This is a genomic window from Roseococcus pinisoli, assembly GCF_018413645.1.
GTDB lineage: Bacteria > Pseudomonadota > Alphaproteobacteria > Acetobacterales > Acetobacteraceae > Roseococcus > Roseococcus pinisoli.
In genome coordinates this window covers 331,997-348,019 of record NZ_JAHCDA010000003.1, presented here as the reverse complement: position 1 = coordinate 348,019, position 16,023 = coordinate 331,997, and the positions used below count along the sequence as shown (strand labels likewise).

The 16,023-nt window shown below is 69.5% G+C and carries 19 protein-coding genes; 6 read left to right on the top strand and 13 right to left on the bottom strand.

What is annotated here, in order from left to right; all coding sequences use genetic code 11:
• Positions 1–6: 6 nt before the first annotated feature.
• The 4 genes from KHU32_RS16685 to htpX form a co-directional block, all read right to left on the bottom strand.
• Positions 7–1,371: a TRAP transporter large permease gene (locus tag KHU32_RS16685; protein WP_213671284.1), complete on the bottom strand. Its 1,365-nt coding sequence runs from the start codon at positions 1,369–1,371 to the stop codon at positions 7–9.
• Complete coding sequence (locus tag KHU32_RS16680; RefSeq protein WP_213671283.1) at positions 1,368–1,976, bottom strand: TRAP transporter small permease subunit; 609 nt, start codon at positions 1,974–1,976, stop codon at positions 1,368–1,370. The genes KHU32_RS16685 and KHU32_RS16680 overlap by 4 nt, the downstream gene beginning before the upstream one ends.
• 2 nt (positions 1,977–1,978) lie before the next feature.
• Entirely contained in the window at positions 1,979–3,046 is a 1,068-nt protein-coding gene (locus KHU32_RS16675) for a TRAP transporter substrate-binding protein (RefSeq protein ID WP_213671282.1), read from the bottom strand.
• 121 nt (positions 3,047–3,167) lie between these two features.
• Positions 3,168–4,115: a zinc metalloprotease HtpX gene (gene htpX / locus KHU32_RS16670; protein ID WP_213671281.1), complete on the bottom strand. Its 948-nt coding sequence runs from the start codon at positions 4,113–4,115 to the stop codon at positions 3,168–3,170.
• Positions 4,116–4,151: 36 nt separating this feature from the next.
• Between htpX and KHU32_RS16665 the strand changes: the two genes are divergently transcribed.
• A complete protein-coding gene (locus KHU32_RS16665; protein ID WP_213671280.1) occupies positions 4,152–4,334 on the top strand; it encodes a DUF1674 domain-containing protein in 183 nt (60 codons plus the stop codon).
• Between the two features lie 33 nt (positions 4,335–4,367).
• Here KHU32_RS16665 and KHU32_RS16660 read toward each other — a convergent pair whose 3' ends face one another.
• The 8 genes from KHU32_RS16660 to KHU32_RS16625 form a co-directional block, all read right to left on the bottom strand.
• Positions 4,368–4,829 (bottom strand): MgtC/SapB family protein, encoded by a 462-nt coding sequence (locus tag KHU32_RS16660; protein ID WP_213671279.1) that lies wholly within the window; start codon positions 4,827–4,829, stop codon positions 4,368–4,370.
• Between the two features lie 16 nt (positions 4,830–4,845).
• Complete coding sequence (ychF, locus tag KHU32_RS16655) at positions 4,846–5,940, bottom strand: redox-regulated ATPase YchF (protein WP_213671278.1); 1,095 nt, start codon at positions 5,938–5,940, stop codon at positions 4,846–4,848.
• Positions 5,941–5,953: 13 nt separating this feature from the next.
• Positions 5,954–6,400 (bottom strand): hypothetical protein, encoded by a 447-nt coding sequence (locus tag KHU32_RS16650; protein ID WP_213671277.1) that lies wholly within the window; start codon positions 6,398–6,400, stop codon positions 5,954–5,956.
• Positions 6,400–6,975 (bottom strand): aminoacyl-tRNA hydrolase, encoded by a 576-nt coding sequence (gene pth, locus KHU32_RS16645; protein WP_213671276.1) that lies wholly within the window; start codon positions 6,973–6,975, stop codon positions 6,400–6,402. Before pth ends, KHU32_RS16650 begins: the two co-directional genes overlap by 1 nt.
• Before the next feature lie 9 nt (positions 6,976–6,984).
• Positions 6,985–7,662, bottom strand: a complete 678-nt coding sequence (locus tag KHU32_RS16640) for a 50S ribosomal protein L25/general stress protein Ctc (protein ID WP_213671275.1) — start codon at positions 7,660–7,662, stop codon at positions 6,985–6,987.
• 191 nt (positions 7,663–7,853) lie between these two features.
• The gene (locus KHU32_RS16635) at positions 7,854–8,795 is read right to left on the bottom strand and encodes an amidohydrolase family protein (protein ID WP_213671274.1); all 942 of its coding nucleotides are present in this window, start codon (positions 8,793–8,795) and stop codon (positions 7,854–7,856) included.
• A gap of 146 nt (positions 8,796–8,941) precedes the next feature.
• A complete protein-coding gene (locus tag KHU32_RS16630; protein WP_213671273.1) occupies positions 8,942–9,835 on the bottom strand; it encodes a hydroxymethylglutaryl-CoA lyase in 894 nt (297 codons plus the stop codon).
• Entirely contained in the window at positions 9,832–10,998 is a 1,167-nt protein-coding gene (locus tag KHU32_RS16625; protein ID WP_213671272.1) for a CaiB/BaiF CoA transferase family protein, read from the bottom strand. Before KHU32_RS16625 ends, KHU32_RS16630 begins: the two co-directional genes overlap by 4 nt.
• Positions 10,999–11,129: 131 nt before the next feature.
• Between KHU32_RS16625 and KHU32_RS16620 the strand changes: the two genes are divergently transcribed.
• Genes KHU32_RS16620 through KHU32_RS16605 form a run of 4 tightly spaced genes read left to right on the top strand, consistent with a single transcriptional unit; the run spans position 11,130 to position 14,325 of the window.
• On the top strand, positions 11,130–11,309 hold the full coding sequence (locus KHU32_RS16620) for a hypothetical protein (protein ID WP_213671271.1): 180 nt from the start codon (positions 11,130–11,132) through the stop codon (positions 11,307–11,309).
• Positions 11,306–12,670, top strand: coding sequence for an amidase (locus tag KHU32_RS16615; protein ID WP_213671270.1), 1,365 nt, complete (start codon positions 11,306–11,308; stop codon positions 12,668–12,670). The genes KHU32_RS16620 and KHU32_RS16615 overlap by 4 nt, the downstream gene beginning before the upstream one ends.
• Positions 12,663–13,307: a phosphorylase family protein gene (locus KHU32_RS16610; RefSeq protein ID WP_213671269.1), complete on the top strand. Its 645-nt coding sequence runs from the start codon at positions 12,663–12,665 to the stop codon at positions 13,305–13,307. The genes KHU32_RS16615 and KHU32_RS16610 overlap by 8 nt, the downstream gene beginning before the upstream one ends.
• Before the next feature lie 55 nt (positions 13,308–13,362).
• On the top strand, positions 13,363–14,325 hold the full coding sequence (locus tag KHU32_RS16605; protein ID WP_213671268.1) for a Bug family tripartite tricarboxylate transporter substrate binding protein: 963 nt from the start codon (positions 13,363–13,365) through the stop codon (positions 14,323–14,325).
• A gap of 9 nt (positions 14,326–14,334) precedes the next feature.
• Here the strand turns inward: KHU32_RS16605 and KHU32_RS16600 are convergent, their stop codons facing one another.
• Positions 14,335–15,171, bottom strand: coding sequence for an SDR family NAD(P)-dependent oxidoreductase (locus KHU32_RS16600; RefSeq protein WP_249681260.1), 837 nt, complete (start codon positions 15,169–15,171; stop codon positions 14,335–14,337).
• A gap of 277 nt (positions 15,172–15,448) precedes the next feature.
• Between KHU32_RS16600 and KHU32_RS16595 the strand changes: the two genes are divergently transcribed.
• Complete coding sequence (locus KHU32_RS16595) at positions 15,449–16,009, top strand: NADPH-dependent FMN reductase (RefSeq protein ID WP_213671267.1); 561 nt, start codon at positions 15,449–15,451, stop codon at positions 16,007–16,009.
• Positions 16,010–16,023: the final 14 nt, after the last annotated feature.

The window sequence follows — 16,023 nt, the reverse complement described above, 5'->3', positions numbered from 1 at the left end:
AGTTGATCAGGACATGAGGCTGGGCAGCCAGAGCGCGATCTCGGGAAAGATCAGCATCAGGACCACCGCGGCGAGATAGGCGAGGAGAAAGGGCATCACGCCCACGAAGACGTCGGTGATCGGCCCGGCCTTGGGGCGCATGCCCTGCAGCACGTACATCACCGTCCCGTCCGGCGGGCTGATCTGGGCGATCTCGACCAGCATGGTCACGATGACGCCGAACCAGATGGGATCGTAGCCGAGCGCCACCACGACCGGGAAAATCACCGGCACGGTCGTGATGATCATCGCGAAGCCTTCCATGAAGGTGCCGAGCGCGATGTAGAGGCCGATGATGCAGAGCATGATCGCCCAGGGCGGCAAAGGCAGGTCGGCGATGAGGGACGCCAGAGCCTGGGGCACGTTGATGGTGGTGAGGATGTAGTTCAGCAGATAGGCGCCGAAGATGATCAGGCCGAGCAGCGCGGTGTTGCGCGCGGTCGCCTCGGCCGAGGCGTTCAGCATCCGGAAGGACAGCTTCCCCTCCAGCGCCGCGAAGAACATGGCCCCGGTGACGCCCAGCGCCGCCGCCTCCGTGGGCGTCGCCCAGCCGGCATAGATGGAGCCGAGGACGAGCAGGATGAGCAGCAGCGTCGGCACGAGATCGGCCAGCGCGCGCACCTTCATCGCGAAGGGCAGCGGCGGCGGTTTGTCCATCGGATTGCGGAAGCCGTGCCAGGCGATCAGCGCCAGGAAGAGCCCCGTGACCAGGATAGAGGGCAGCAGCGCGGCGATGTAGAGCGCGCCCACCGAGGTCTCGGTGATCAGCCCGTAGATGATGAAGGTGATGCCCGGTGGGATGAGGTTGCCGAGCGCGCCGCCAGCCGCGAGCGAGCCTAGCACCCAGCGCTGATTGTAGGGCGTGCCCTGGAAATAAGGCAGCGCCACGGAACCCATCGTGGCCGCCGTCGCGACGCTCGATCCGCTGATGGCGCTGAACACCGCGCAGCTGACGATGTTCGTGTGCAGCAGCCCGCCCGGCAGGCGGTTCAGCCAGATGTTCAGCGCGCGATACAGGCGGTCCGACAGGCCGGCGCGCAGCAGGATCTCGCCCATCAGGAGAAACAGCGGGACGGCGACCAGCACGAAGTTGGAGGACGGCCCCCAGAGCGTCTGGCCCGCGAAGAGCCACCAGGGCCGGTCGCTGAACAGAAAGCCGGTGAGGAAGGCCAGGATGCCGAGGACGGCCGCGATGTACACGCCGGAGCCGAAGAAGAGGATGAAGACGCCTATCAACATCAGGATCTCGGCGATGGGCAGGCTCTGTGCCCCCGAGGCCGCGGCGACGATGACGACGCCGAGCAGCCCCAGCAGAAAGGCAATGGCAATCAAGCCTGTGATCCCCCCTTGCGCGCCATGGACACCGCCTCCAGCGCTTCCTCCGCCTCGTCGTCGATCGTGCGCGAGCCCAGCAGCCGGTCGAGCTGCGCGCCCTGCCCCGTCACCAGTGCCAGCGCACCCTCCAGAAGCAGGACCAGCGTCATGACGAGGAAGGCGGCGAGGCCGACCACCCAGATGCCCTGCGGGATCACCATGGGGATGCGCAGCGCGGAATTGTCATGCGCGTCGAAGAGCGCGCTTTCCTGGTAGAGTTCCCAGCCGGCCCAGGCCGCGAAGGCGGCAAAGCAGGCCAGCAGCGACAGGGCGAAGAGATGCAGCGGCGCGCGCCATTTCAGCGGCAGGCGCGTTACCAGCACGTCCACGCGGATATGGGCGCGCCGGGCCAGGGTATGCGCCAGCGCCCAGGCGATGCCGCAGGCCAGCATATAGCCCGTCACCTCCACGGTCGCGGCCGAGGAAACGCCGAAGACGTTGCGGCCCACGATGTCGCCCGTGATAAACACGGCGCAGGCGACGTAGTTCCAGCCGGCGACGAGCGCCATGAGCGTCGCTACCGCCGCGACGCCGCGGCGGAGCCTTGTGGCCCAGCTCAGCATGTTCAGCCGCCGAACCGGATGCCGGAAATGGGCGCGATGGTCTGATTGTAAATCTCGCCGCAGCGCGCGCCGCAGCGGCGCACGAAGCCTGGCAGCACCACCTGCTCGAAGATGCGGCGCGTCTCGGCCTTGTCGGCGTCGTTCGCGACCACCTCGGTCATCGGGCGGGTGGCCAGGGCGTGGATGCGGCAATTTTCCTGGCGGCCAATGGCGCAATCGATGCCGTCGCGCGTCGCTGCCGCGCCGAGCTCCCATTGACGGTCGCCGATCTCGCGGAAGGTCGCCTCGATCAGCGCGCGCACCGGCGGCTCCAGCCGGTTGAACCAGTTCAGGTTGACGATGTAGGCCGCCACGGCCCAGCTCACCGGCAGGTCGCTGATATGGGTGGAGACCTCGGGCCACCGGGCGGAGACGCCGGAGCCGGAGCCGGTGATGGCGCAATCGACCACCCCGCGCTCCAGGGCCGAATAGACTTCCGGGAAGCCGATGGAGGTCGGCTGCGCGCCGAGCGCCGTGTAGAAATCCACGAGGCTGTTGCCGAAGGTGCGGATGCGCCGGCCCCGCAGGTCGGACAGCCGGGCGAAGGGCTGACGACAGAAGAGGACCTGCGCCGGGAAGGGATACATCGCCATGATGCGGACGCCGAAGCGCTCAAGGTCGCGATTGGCGACGGGCGTCATGGCATCGGCGATCTGGCGCGCGAGGCCGATATCGGGCGCGAGGCCGGAGAGGTCCACGCCATCCAGGATGGGCACGTCGCCGGACAGGGTGGAGAGCGTGCCGGCGCCGATCTCCGCCTGCCCGGCGCGGACGAGGCGGACGATCTCGTTGCCGGCGAGGTTGCGCTCCGCATGGCTCGCGAGCGTCACCTGGATGCGTCCGCCGCTGCGCTCGCGCAGCCCGTCACGCAGGAGGCGCTGATCGACGAGGACGAATTGGGGCTGGGTCGGCAGCGGCTGGGTCACCGCCGTGATGGCGATCCTTGGTCCGGCTGGAATCGCCGTCTGCGCCATGGCGGGAAAGGCAAGGGATGCAAGACCAAGAAGCGCGGCGAGACCAGTGCGAAGCATGGAACCTCCTCCAATCCGGACGAGGCAGCATGGCACGAAGATGAACGCGCGCCATACATAGATTGCAGTAATGGAAGTGTAGAATGGGGCTGCTGCCTTGATGGGCGGCAGCCCCAGGTCATTATGCCCAGGGATTACTCTTGCCGGTGCCCGGGGCCTGCCATGGCGAAGCGCCCTTGGTGGTGGACGGCATCTGCGCGGAAGGCAGTTGCGGGGACGGCCTGCCGGGCCCCGTCATGGCCATGAGACGCGCGATGCGCTCCTCCGTCGGCGGGTGGGTGGAGAAGAGCCTGTCCAGCCGCAGGCCGGAGAGCGGATTGATGATAAACATATGCGCACTGGCCGGATTGGCTTCCGCGGTCTCGTTCACCCGGCCGACCTTGCCGCGCTCGAGCTTGGCGAGCCCGTTGGCGAGCCAGGTCGGATCGCCGCAGATACGCGCCCCCTCGGCGTCGGCCTCGTATTCGCGGGCGCGGCTGATCGCCATCTGCACCAGGGCCGCGGCCATCGGGCCCAGGATCATCATCAGCAGAAGGCCGATCATGCCCATAGGATTATTGCCGCGCTGATCGCCCCGGCCCCTGGCCATCATGCCGCCGAACTGGGTCATGAAGCCGATGGCGCCGGCCAGCGTCGCGGTGACGGCCATGATCAGCGTGTCGCGGTGCTTGATATGGGCCAGCTCATGGGCGACGACGCCCGCCACCTCCTGCTCGGTCATCAGGTCGAGAAGGCCGGTGTTCACCGCCACGGCGCCGCGCTGGGGGTTCCGTCCCGTGGCGAAGGCGTTCGGCTGATCCTCATGGATCACGTAGAGCGCCGGCATGGGCAGTCCGGCGCGGGCCGCCAGGCCCTCCACCATCCGGTAGAGCTGCGGCGCCTCGGCCGGCGTCACCGGCTGGGCATTGTGCATGCGCAGCACGACGCCGTCGCTGCCCCACCAGGCGAAGAGGTTCATACCCCCCGCGATGACGAGTGCGATCAGGGCCCCACCGCTGCCGCCCAGCATATAGCCGATGGCGACGAAGAGCGCCGTCAGCCCCGCGAGAAGAATGAAGGTCCTGACCATCTTTCCGAAATTCTCCTTTCGCCCCACATCGGGAGAATGACCGAGGAAGAAAAGCCCCCTGCCCCCTCCACAACGCCGCGCGCCGCGCCACCGTTGACCAAGTTCGACCGGCCGAAGCGCCCCTATTCGTCGCCCGCGCACGAGGATGGCGGCCCCGCCGGGCCCGAGCCCACCAGATACAATGACTGGGAACGCAAGGGACGGGTCAGCGATTTCTGAGGGCGGCTCTCGCCGCACCAAGCCTGCGAGGGCCTATTCGCCGTCGGCCGTGTCGGCGGTCTGGCGCCGGCGGGCCCAGATATTGATGGGCCGAAGCACCAGATTGGCCCCCAGCACGATCAGCGTGACGAGGAGCGCCGCGACGATCTCGCGCGCGCCCGCGGCCGCCCCGGCCGCCGCCACGCACCAGAGCGTCGCCGCCGTCGAGACGCCGCGGACGGTCGCCCCGTCCTTCATGATGAGCCCGGCGCCAAGGAAGCCCACGCCCTGCGCGATGGAGCCGAAGCCATTGGCCCAGTTCGAACTCTCCGCCCGCGTCACCACGAGGTCGGAGAAGGCTGCCGCCGCGACGCAGACCAGCACGCAGACGCGGAGCTGACCCCGATGGCCACGGAGCTCGCGCTCCGTCCCCATCAGCAGGCCGCAGAGGCAGGCGATCGGCAGCACGACGGCGGTCGGGTCGCGCTCCAGCATCCCGTACAGCCAATCGAGCACCGTTCGCCTCCGTCGTTCACACGTTGAAGCGGAAGAGCATCACATCGCCGTCGCGCACGAGGTAGGTCTTGCCCTCGACGCGCATCTTGCCGGCTTCCTTGGCGCCCTGCTCGCCGTTCAAGGCGATGTAGTCGTCGAAACCGATGGTCTCGGCCGCGATGAAGCCGCGCTCGAAATCGCCATGGATGACGCCGGCCGCCTGGGGCGCCGTCATGCCCTTATGGATGGTCCAGGCCCGGGTCTCCTTGGGGCCGACCGTGAAGTAGGTGATGAGGCCGAGCAGCCCGTAGCCGGCGCGGATGATGCGATCGAGGCCGCTGTCCTGAAGACCCAGCGTGTCCAGGAACTCGCCGCGATCGCCCTCGGCCATCTGAGCGATCTCCGACTCGATGGCCGCGCTGACGATGACGGCGGGCGCGCCATGCGCCTTGGCGAATTCCATCACCCGCGCGCTGTGCTCGTTGCCGGTGGCGGCCGAGCCCTCGTCGACGTTGCAGACGTAGAGCACGGGCTTGCTGGTCATGAGGCCGAGGCGGCGGGCCGCCTCCTCCTCGCCCTTCGGCACGGCCGTCCGGGCGGAGCGGCCCGCCTGCAGCGCCGGCAGGATCGCCTCGATCAGAGCGAGCTGGGCAGCGGCCTCCTTGTCGTTCCCGCGCGCCTTCTTCTGCAGCGCGGGCACACGCTTCTCGAGGCTGTCGAGGTCGGCGAGCATGAGCTCGGTCTCGACCGTCTCGGCGTCGCGCAGCGGGTCCACGGCGCCATCCACATGGGTGACGTCGCCATCCTCGAAGCAGCGGAGGACATGCACGATGGCATCGACCTCGCGGATATTGCCGAGGAACTGGTTGCCCAGCCCCTCACCCTTCGAGGCGCCGCGGACCAGGCCCGCGATGTCGACGAATTCCAGGCTGGTCGGGACGATCTTCTGGCTCTTGCCGATGGTGGCGAGCTGCTGAAGCCGGGGATCCGGCACCGCGACCCGGCCGACATTCGGCTCGATGGTGCAGAAGGGATAATTGGCCGCCTGCGCCGCGACCGTCTGGGTCAGGGCGTTGAAAAGCGTGGACTTGCCGACATTGGGAAGGCCGACGATACCGCAGTTGAAACCCATCTTTCCGATCCGTTCAGGCGTTGAGCGCGGCAGCCAGTTCCTGCACGCGGATAGCGGCGGCGATGCGCGCGGAGGCGTCGTCCGTCGGCAGGGAGAGGGAGGCCGCGCGCAGCGGCGGCAGCAGGATCTTGGGCGGCAGGCCGGCGCGCTTCGTGGCGGCAGCCAGCGCCGCGGCGAGCTCGGGCACCGTGCCGCCGGGGGCCAGGATATCGGCGGTCTCCAGCAGCAGGGCCGCCCGGCTGGCGGCCTCGGCGGCGGCGAGGGCCACAGACTTCGCGCGGCGGATGTCGCTGATCGGGCCAGGGTCGGTCGCGCCCGGCAGGCAGGCGCGCAGGCCGGCAGCGGCCTGGGCCTCCGTCGCGGCGAACTGGCGAAGCGCCTGGGCGATGGCGGCCGCCGCGTTCAGTAGGTCCTCGGGCCCGGGGCCGCCGAAGAACTCATCCACCACCAAGGGTTCCATCAGTTCTTCTCCTGGGTCAGCAGCGCGACCCGCGTCATGAAATCCTCGGGCTTTCCCTGGGCCAGCAGCGGCGCGGCATCGGCCAACGCATCGAGCAGCGGCTCCACCCAGGTCTCCACCTTGGCAAAATTGCCCAGCACATGGCCGGTCACGCGGTCCTTATGGCCGGGATGCCCGATGCCGAGGCGGATGCGCCAATAATCCGGCGTGGCGAGGGCGCGCTGCATGTCGCGCAGCCCGTTATGGCCGGCAGCACCACCGCCCTTCTTGATGCGCACCTTGCCCGGGGCGAGGTCGAGCTCGTCGTGCCAGGCCCAGATATCGGCGGGGGGAATCTTGTGGAAGCCGGCGGCCGCCTGCACGGCATTGCCGCTGGCATTCATGTAGGTCATGGGCTTGAGGAGCAGGATCTTCTGCGTCCCGAGGCTGCCTTCGGCCACCTCGCCCTTGTACTTGGACCGCCACGGGGAAAACCCGTGGCGGCGAGCAATGGCGTCGAGCGCCATGAAGCCGATATTGTGGCGCTGCTTCGCGTATTCCGGCCCGGGATTGCCGAGCCCTACCCAGAGCAGCACGATGCGGCCTTACTTCTTCTTCGCAGGGCCCTTGGTCGAAGCCGAGGCGGCACCGGCCGGGTTCTTCTGCTTGGCGGCTTCCGGAGCGGCAGGGGCAGCCGCGGGGGCATCCTCCACCACGGTCGGCGCGGCCAGCGTGGCCACGACGAAGTCACGGCCCACGATGACGGGCTTCGTGCCGGAGGTGTCCTTGACCGCAGACCAGCGCAGGCTGTCGCCGATCGTGGCTTCGCCCAGGTCGATCTCGAACTTCTCGGGCACCGCGTCGGGGTCGGCCAGCACTTCGATCTCGCGACGGACGACGTTCAGCACGCCACCGGTCTTGAGGCCCGGGCTGGTGTCCTCGTTGAGGAAGGCCACCGGCACCTTCACGCGGATGCGCGCGCCAGGGGCCAGACGCTGGAAGTCGATGTGCAGGGGACGATCCGTGACCGGATCGAACTGCACGTCGCGCATCAGGGCGCGCTCGGTCGGGCCGTCCTTGACCGCCACCTCATAGAGGTGCGACTGCCAGCCGCCCTTGTTCAATTCCTTCATGATGTCGCGGGGATCGAAGGCGACCAGAGTGGCCTCCTGCTTCGCCCCATAGACAACACCGGGGACAAGCCCCTCTCGCCGGGTCGCGCGCGCCGCCCCCTTACCGGCACGCCCGCGCGCCGCAGCCTCGATCCTGATGGTTTGGACCATGCTACTCGCTCCTATTGGGTGTGTTTGCTTCCGCACAAACGGAAACGGGCGGCCTCCAGGGGTGCCACCTTGCGGGGGTGTCTAGGGGATCGGGGCTGGGACGCCAAGCCCCGAAATGGACATGCCTCACACGAGAGGGCTTCCCGCCGGAACCGGCGCGCTACCGCTCTCGCCGTCCCGGGTAGCAGATCTCAGGTCGCGGGGAAGTCGTAGAGCAACGCCGGGTTGTCGACCAATACCTTGTGCCGGGCGCGCTCATCCGGGACCCAGTCGCTCAACAGGTCGAAGAGGGTGGCGTCGTTCGGCCTGTTGTCGGCCCGCTCGGTCGGGTGCGGCCAGTCGCTGCCCCAGACCACCCGCTCCGGGGCAGCGGCGGCGAAGGCGCGGGCCACCAGGGAGGCGTCCGCATAGGCCGGCGCGCCGGTCTTGGTATCGGCATAGGCGCCGGAGAGCTTCACCCAGGTATTGCCCTGGTCCAGCAGGCGGCGGATGAACTTGTAGGTGTCACTATCGACGCCGGCCGGATGCGGCACATGCGCCAGGTGATCGAAGACCATTTTGCCGCGAACCCGCAGGAAGGTCGGGCCGGCCTCCACGATCTTGTCGCCGGGCATGTTGACCTGGCAGTGCCAACCCAGCGCATCCACCCGGGCGGAGAGCGGCTCCACCATCTCGAGCGTGGTGGTGCCGGCCTGCGCCAGATTGAAGCGGATGCCACGCACGCCGAGGCCGTGCAGACGCTGGAGCTCCGCATCGGTGACGGAGGTGTTGACCACCGCGACCGCGCGGAAATTCGGGCCGAGAGCGGCCATGCCGGCCAAGGTCGGCTCGTTGTTCACCCCGTAGAGCGAGGGCTGCACCACCACGCCCCGGGTCGTGCCGATGCGCGCCTGCAGCTTCCGGTAGTCATCCGGGGAAGCATTGGCTGCGGGCAGCCCGCCCGGCGCGGGCGGGAAGCGGTTGTCATAGATGTGGAAATGGCAGTCGCAGGAATTCGCCGGGGCGCGCAGCGCAGGGGCATTGGTGCCGGTGGAGAAAGGCACGTCGTGGGTGGCGGTTGGCTGGGCGAAGGCGGGCCCCGCGGCCACCCCCGCAGCTGTGCCAAGCAGGGTGCGGCGATCCAGATAGGTCATGGCAGCCTCCATCGCCGCCTCTCCGGGCGGCATCAGGCGAGGCTAAGGCGCCGTGCAGGGCCTGCCAAGGTAACAATTCGACTTGGCAACGGCCGCCTGGAGCGATCGCGGCCCGCAGGCCGGATCATGCACCAGACGCCACGACTTCAGGCGGCGGCGCGGGCGCCCGGAACCCCACGAACCCGTCCGCCGGGCATGCCCCCCGGAATGGCGGCCGCCATATCCGCCGCGGCGAGCAGCCGCTGCCAGTCGATGCCCGTCTCGGCCCCCATGCGGCCGAACATCCAGACCGCATCCTCCATGGCCGTGTTGCCCGTCGCACCCGGTGCATAGGGGCATCCGCCAATGCCGCCCGATCCCGCGTCGAACACGCGGCAGCCCGCGCCCCAGGCCGTGGCCATATTGGCCAGGCCCATGCCGTAGGTGTCATGGCCGTGGAAGGCGAAGCGCGGCCCCCAATGCTCGATGGAATGACGCATCAGCCGCCCCACCTGGTCGGGCGACGCATTGCCGGTGGTGTCGCAGAGCGCGACCTCCATCTCCGGATCCAGTGCCTGGACGCGCTCCACCCATTCCAGCGCCTCGGCCTCCGGCACAACGCCCTCGAAGGGGCAGTGGAAGGTGCAGGAAAGGTTGAAGCGGAGCTTCACGTCCCTGGGCGTGTCCCGCACGATGGCGGCGAGATCGGTGAAGCTCTCCATCCGCGTGCGGTTGAGGTTCGCCTTGTTGTGGCCCTCCGTCACCGACATGAAGAGGCCGAGCCGGTCCGCCCCGGCGGCGATCGCCGTGTCGAAGCCGCGGCGGTTGGGCACCAGCACGGTGCATTCCAGCCCTTCGAGCTGCTTGGCGACCTTCAGCACCTCGCCCGTATCGGCCATCTGCGGGATCGCCCGGGGGCTGACGAAGCTGCCGACCTCCATGCGGGTGATGCCTGCCTCATGCAGGGCCCTGACGAGGGCGATCTTCGTCTCGGTCGGGACGAAGTCCTTGATCGGCTGCAGCCCGTCGCGCGGGCTGACCTCGGAAAGCGTGACCTTCATCGGGTTTCCCCCAGCAGCTCGTAGAAAACGTGGTCATTGTCGGCGCCGGCCGCGCGGCCTGTCCAGCGCACCATCTCCGCCGGCGTAACGCCGTCCAGCCGGAAAGGCGGCGCCGGGTGCAGGACGGGGCCGAGCAGAGGGTCCTCCACCTCCATCACCATGTCGCGCGCCCGGAAATGCGGGTCGGCCGCGCAATCGGCGATGTCGTAGAGGCGGGAGCACGGAACCTCGGCCGCCTCCAGCGCGGCCTCGGCCTCGACCGCCGGCAGGGTCTTCGTCCAGGCGCCGATGGCGGCGTCGAGCTCTCCGGCATGGGCGCAGCGGCCGCCATTGGTCGCCATGCGCGGATCCGCGGAGAGTTCCGGGCGGCCGATCATCTCCATGAGCCGGCGGAAGATCAGGTCGGAATTGCCGGCGATGCAGAGCCATTTCCCGTCGGCGCAGAGATAGGTGTTGGTCGGCGCGGCGGTCGGGATGGCGGCACCGGCCGGCTGGCGCACCCAGCCGAAGAGCCCGTGCTCCGGCAGCATGCCCTCGGAGAGGCTGAAGACGCTGCTCACCAGGTCGAGGTCGAGGACACGGCCCTTGCCCTGCCCGCGATCGCGGCCCCAGCAGGCGGAGACGAGGGCCAGCGCCGCATACATGCCGGCCAGGTCGTCGCTGATCGAGACGCCGCAGCGCGGCGGCGGATGGTCGGTGACGCCGGGATTGGCGGTGAGGTGGCGCAAACCGCCCATCGCCTCCCCGATGGCGCCGAAGGCGGGCTTGTCGCGATAGGGGCCGTCCTGCCCGTAGCCGCTGATGCGCGCGATCACGAGGCCCGGATTCTCCGCCTGCAGCACGTCGGGGCCAAGGCCGATCCGCTCCAGGTAGCCCGGGCGGAAATTCTCCACCATGGCATCGGCGCGGGCGCAAAGGGCCTTCACGCGGCGCTTGCCCTCCTCGCTCTTCAGGTCGAGCGTGACGGAGAGCTTGTTGCGGCCATGCACGCTGAACCAGACGGAATGCCCGTCCTTCTGCGCGCCCCAGCCGCGGAAGGGGTCGCCGCCCAGCGGCTCGACCTTGATGACCTCGGCGCCGAGATCGGCCAGCAGCCGCGTGCAAAAGGGAGCGGCGATGTAATGGCCGAGCTCCACGATCTTCATACCCTGCAGCGGCAGCATGCATCTTCCCCCGGATTTAGGGTGTGGATAGCGAAAAGCGGGCGTGGGCGGAACCTCATGGCCCGCCGGCCCAGCTTCCCGCGCGGGATCGCCTGGGCCAAGCTGGCCCCCACAAGCACGAGAGAATTCCGATGGATGACGCGACCCTCGCGGCCCTGATCCGCGCCGCCGGCCTGGAAGAGACCGCGCGCCAGTTCCCCGACGACGTCCGCGACGCGCTGGCGACCGTCGCCCGGCAGCGCGCCAACCTGCCGCGCTCCAGCGATCCGACGCTGGAGCCCACGCCCGCCTACCAGGCGCCCCGCCGATGACCGCGCCGCATCAGCTCACCCTCGCCGAGGCCGGCGCCCGGATCGCCGATGGCCGCCTTTCCCCGGTGGAACTGCTGGAGGATTGCCTGGCCCGCATCGCGGCCGTCGATCCACGCCTGAACGCCTTCGTCCGCCTCACGGAGGACGAGGCCCGCGCGGACGCCCGCGCCGCGGAGGCCGAGATCCGGCGCAGCGGCCCGCGCTCGCCGCTGCATGGCATCCCCGTAGGCATCAAGGACATCATCGACCTCGCCGGCCATCCGACGACCTGCCATTCCCGGCAGCTGCTGGACCACCGGGCCGAGGGCGACGCCCAGGTGGTGGCGCTGCTGCGCGCGGCCGGCGCGGTCTTCCCCGGCAAGCTCTCGACCCATGAATTCGCGATCGGCGGCCCGGCCTTCGACCTGCCCTTCCCGCCCGCCCGCAACCCGTGGAACCCGGCGCATCACCCCGGCGGCTCCTCCTCCGGCTCCGGCGCGGCAGTCGCGGCGCGCATGATGCCGGCGGCGCTGGGCACCGACACGGGCGGCAGCGTCCGGCATCCCGCCTCGCATTGCGGCATCGTCGGGCTGAAGCCGACCTATGGGCTGGTCTCGCGCGAGGGCGTCTTCCCCCTCGCCTTCTCGCTCGACCATGTCGGCCCGCTGACCCGCACGGTGCGGGACGCGGCGCTGATGCTGAACGTCATGTCCGGCGGGCGCGAGGATTATGCCCGCGACCTCGGAAAGGGCGTGAAGGGGCTGCGCATCGGCTTCGTGCGCCATTTCCACGAGACCGACATGCCGGCCGATCCGGAGATGACGGCGGCGCTCGAAACAGCGGCGAAGGTTCTGGAGGCCGAGGGCGCCACCCTCCACAACGTGACCCTGCCCCCGCTCAGCGAATTCGCCGCCGTGAACCGCACCGTCCTCCAGTCCGAGGCCGCGGCGGTGCATGAGGAATGGCTGCGGACGCGGCCGGAACTCTATGCCGGCGTCACGCGGCGCCGCCTGCTGCCGGGCCTGTTCATTCCCGCCGTGGACCTGATGCACGCCGCCCGGCATCGCACCCGGCTCATCGCCGCCGTGGAGGCCGCCTTCGCCAAGGTGGACCTGCTGCTCACGGCGAGCAGCATGGATCCCGCCTGCCGCATCGACGACACGGAAACGGTGGAGCGCACCTATCCGCGCCAGGCGCGCACGCCCTTCAACCTGACCGGCCATCCGGCGGTGACGGTGATGGCGGGGCTTTCCTCCGGCGGCCTGCCGCTCTCCCTCCAGCTCGCGAGTCCGTCCGGCACCGAAGCGCTGCTGCTGCGGGCGGCCGAGGGCTACGAGCGCGCGACCCCCTGGAAGGACAAGGCGCCGCCCCTCGATGACTGAGCCCCTGGTCCCCGATCGGGGCGTCGTCGTCGTCGGCCTGCGGAGCGAGGCCGCGCTGCTGCCCGCCGGCACCACCGTGGTCGTCTCGGGCGGCGATCCGGGCCGGCTGGCGGCGTTGCTGGAGGCGCTGCCGCCCGGCGTCTCGGCCGTGCTCTCCTTTGGGATCGGCGGCGGGCTGGGACCCTCGGTCGCGACCGGCGACGTCTTCGTCGCGACGGCGCTGCGCTCGCTGTCCGAAAGCTTCCCGGTCGATGCGGAATGGCGCGCCGCGCTGATCCGGCGGACCTCGGCGGCCTCGGCGATCCTGGCGGCGAGCGACACGCTGCTCGGCTCGGTGGAGGCGAAGCGTGCCCTGCATCTGGCCACGCGTGCCGTCGCCGTGGACATGGAGAGTGGCGTTGCCGCCCGCTTTGCCCATGCGAGAGGAATTCCCTTCGCGGTCCTGCGCGCCGTGGCCGACGGCCCCGGGGAAGCCCTGCCCCAGGCGGCCGGCGTGGGCCTGAAGCCCGACGGGTCACCAGCGCCGCTGCGTGTCCTGGCGGCGCTGGCGCGACGGCCCTGGGAGCTGCCGGCACTGCTCCGGCTCGCCCGGACCAGCGCGGCTGCCCATGCCGCCCTGCGCCGTGCTCTGAACTGACCTTGCCCCTGCGGGGGCCTGGCCCTATGGCCGATTCAAATCCGGAGGACATTCCATGCATCGCCGCGCGCTTCTGACCGCTGCCGCCCTTCCCCTGGCCCTTCCCGCCTCGGCCCAGGGCTGGCCGGGCGGGCCGGTGCGCGGGATCGTTCCCTTCGCCGCCGGCAGCGCCACGGACATCGTCTCCCGCCTCTATGCCGAGCGGATGCGCGAGGTGCTCGGCCAGCCGGTGGTGATCGAGAACCGCGCGGGCGCCTCGGGCCTCATCGGCGCAGAATCCGTGGCGCGGGCGGCGCCGGACGGCCTGACCCTTCTCTTCGGCACGAACTCGACCAATGCCGCCGCGAACGCCCTCTTCCGGCGCGTGCCCTTCAACATGGAAAGCGACTTCGCCGCGGTGTCGCTGCTGGCTTCCGTGCCGTTGCTCGTGGCCGTGGCCGAGAACAGCCCCCACCGGACCCTGAACGACCTGCTCGCCGCCGCGCGCAGCCGCCCGGAGGCAGTCTCCTATGCCTCCGCCTCGGCATCGCAGCGCGTGGCGACGGAGATGCTCGCCTCCATGGCCGGCGTGCGGCTGCTCGACGTTCCGTATCGGTCCTCGCCCCTGGCCGTCCAGGACCTCATCTCGGGCCGCGTGGACGTCTTCGTGGCGGACCAGGCGGTCATCCTGCCCGCGGCGCAGAACGGACAGCTGCGCGTGCTGGCGGCGACGACCAAGACCCGCTCGCCGCAATTGCCCGACGTGCCGACGGTGGCCGAGGCCGCGAACCTGCCCGATTACGAGCTCTTCGCCTGGTTCGTGATGGTGGTGCCGGCCGCGACGCCGGCCCCGGCCATCGCGCGGCTCAACGCCGCGGTCCGCCATGCCGGCGCCAATCCGGAGCTTCGCCAGCGCCTCGAGGAGACGCTGGGCATGACGGTGATGACCTCGACGCCCGAGGAGGCCGCCGCCTTCGTCCGCAGCGAGATCATCAAGTGGACCAATGCCATCCGCGCCGCGGGCATCCAGCCCGAGTAGGGCGATGCCTCAGGGACGGGGCGCGCGGTCCGGCAGGTCGAGCGAGGTGGTCGCCGTCGCGCCGGCATCGACGGGAAGGATCGTGCCCGTGACCCAGCGCGCATGGCCCGAGGCGAGGTAGAGGACCGCCGCGCCGCAGTCCCAGCCGTTGCCTTCCGTCCGCAGGAGGGAGCGGTTGCGGCGCGCCACCCGCATCTCCTCGGTCATGCCCTGCGCGTAGACCATCGGCGTGTGCAGCATGCCGGGGCAGACGCAGTTCACGCGAATGCCGTCCCGCGCATGATGCACCGCCATGGCCCGCGTCATATTGACCACCGCGCCCTTCGAGGTCGGGTAGAGCAGGTTGGGCGTGCCTCCCTTGAGCCCTGCCACCGAGGCGATGTTGACAATGGCACCGCCGCCTTGCCGGATCATCTCGGGGATGGCGTATTTCGCCATCAGCATCATCGAGGTGACGTTGACGAGCAGGCCCTGGCTCCACTCGTCCAGATCCACCTCCAGCGCCGTTCCCCTGGCGCCGCCGATGCCGACGTTGTTCACCAGCACATCGACGCGCCCGAACTTCGCCACGGCTTCCTCCACGATGCGCGCGCATTCGGAGGCGGAGGTGACGTCGGCCTCCACGACGAGGGAGCTGCCGCCCTCGGCCGCGATCATCTCGGCCGTGCGTTCGGCCCAGCCGCGATTCCGGTCCACCAGCACGACATGCGCGCCGGCCTCGGCCAGCAGGATCGACGCGGCCCGGCCATTGCCGATCCCCTCGGCGCGCGAGCCCGCCCCCGTGACAATGGCGACGCGGCCCTCAAGGTCCCGCGAGATCCGGCGTGGCATTTGCTCCCCGCTCATTTCTACCTCCCTGCTTTGATGGGCCGAGCTTAGGAGCCTCCCCCTCCACGGCAACAGAGGCGCGACGAGCGGCGGCGCCCGCGCCGATCGCCGCCTGTGAATTTTGCAGGACGCGACGACAAACACCGCCATAGTCTTCGCCACGGAAGCTTTAAGTCGACCAGGTCGCAGCCGAGCCGCGCCTTCGGTCGTTGGAACCGGGAGCAAGCCCGCGGGATCGGATGCCCGCCGCGAGACATTGTGAACCGACCCGATCCCCACCGCCAAGGAGAATGCCATGACCACCTATAAAGTCGCGACCTTCGTCGGCAGCCTTCGCAAGGCCTCCTTCACCCGCAAGATCGCCAATGTCCTGAAAGACCTTGCGCCCGAGCAGCTCGAGCTCGAGATCATCGAGATCGGGGACCTGCCGATCTACAACCAGGACCTGGATGACGAAGGAAAACCGCCGGCCGCGTGGACCGCTTTCCGCGAGAAGGTGATTTCCTATGATGCGGTGCTCTTCGCGACGCCGGAGTACAACCGGTCGGTGCCCGCCGTTCTCAAGAACGCGCTCGATGTCGGTTCGCGGCCCTATGGCAAGAGCGTGTGGAACGGCAAGCCGGGCGCCGTCGTCAGCGTCTCCCCCGGCGCGTTGGCCGCCTTCGGGGCGAACCATCACCTGCGCCAGTCGCTGGTCTTCCTGAACGTGCCTACGCTGCAGCAGCCGGAAGCCTATATCGGCAACGTGGCCAAGCTCCTCGACGAGGAAGGCAGGATTTCCAACGAGGAGACCCGGAAGTTCCTCGCCGAATTCCTCGCCCGCTTCGCCGAATGGATCGAGCGAAACCATCGCTGAGGGATCAACCCACC

What these genes read in the sequence shown, in the direction of transcription:
- KHU32_RS16630 (WP_213671273.1), bottom strand. Translation starts at nt 9,835, where the DNA reads ATGAAGGTCACGCTTTCCGAGGTCAGCCCGCGCGACGGGCTGCAGCCG.
- ychF (WP_213671278.1), bottom strand. Translation starts at nt 5,940, where the DNA reads ATGGGTTTCAACTGCGGTATCGTCGGCCTTCCCAATGTCGGCAAGTCC.
- htpX (WP_213671281.1), bottom strand. Translation starts at nt 4,115, where the DNA reads ATGGTCAGGACCTTCATTCTTCTCGCGGGGCTGACGGCGCTCTTCGTC.
- KHU32_RS16680 (WP_213671283.1), bottom strand. Translation starts at nt 1,976, where the DNA reads ATGCTGAGCTGGGCCACAAGGCTCCGCCGCGGCGTCGCGGCGGTAGCG.
- KHU32_RS16675 (WP_213671282.1), bottom strand. Translation starts at nt 3,046, where the DNA reads ATGCTTCGCACTGGTCTCGCCGCGCTTCTTGGTCTTGCATCCCTTGCC.
- KHU32_RS16640 (WP_213671275.1), bottom strand. Translation starts at nt 7,662, where the DNA reads ATGGTCCAAACCATCAGGATCGAGGCTGCGGCGCGCGGGCGTGCCGGT.
- KHU32_RS16610 (WP_213671269.1), top strand. Translation starts at nt 12,663, where the DNA reads ATGACTGAGCCCCTGGTCCCCGATCGGGGCGTCGTCGTCGTCGGCCTG.
- KHU32_RS16665 (WP_213671280.1), top strand. Translation starts at nt 4,152, where the DNA reads ATGACCGAGGAAGAAAAGCCCCCTGCCCCCTCCACAACGCCGCGCGCC.
- KHU32_RS16635 (WP_213671274.1), bottom strand. Translation starts at nt 8,795, where the DNA reads ATGACCTATCTGGATCGCCGCACCCTGCTTGGCACAGCTGCGGGGGTG.
- KHU32_RS16620 (WP_213671271.1), top strand. Translation starts at nt 11,130, where the DNA reads ATGGATGACGCGACCCTCGCGGCCCTGATCCGCGCCGCCGGCCTGGAA.
- KHU32_RS16595 (WP_213671267.1), top strand. Translation starts at nt 15,449, where the DNA reads ATGACCACCTATAAAGTCGCGACCTTCGTCGGCAGCCTTCGCAAGGCC.
- KHU32_RS16650 (WP_213671277.1), bottom strand. Translation starts at nt 6,400, where the DNA reads ATGGAACCCTTGGTGGTGGATGAGTTCTTCGGCGGCCCCGGGCCCGAG.
- KHU32_RS16600 (WP_249681260.1), bottom strand. Translation starts at nt 15,171, where the DNA reads ATGAGCGGGGAGCAAATGCCACGCCGGATCTCGCGGGACCTTGAGGGC.
- KHU32_RS16605 (WP_213671268.1), top strand. Translation starts at nt 13,363, where the DNA reads ATGCATCGCCGCGCGCTTCTGACCGCTGCCGCCCTTCCCCTGGCCCTT.
- KHU32_RS16615 (WP_213671270.1), top strand. Translation starts at nt 11,306, where the DNA reads ATGACCGCGCCGCATCAGCTCACCCTCGCCGAGGCCGGCGCCCGGATC.
- KHU32_RS16625 (WP_213671272.1), bottom strand. Translation starts at nt 10,998, where the DNA reads ATGCTGCCGCTGCAGGGTATGAAGATCGTGGAGCTCGGCCATTACATC.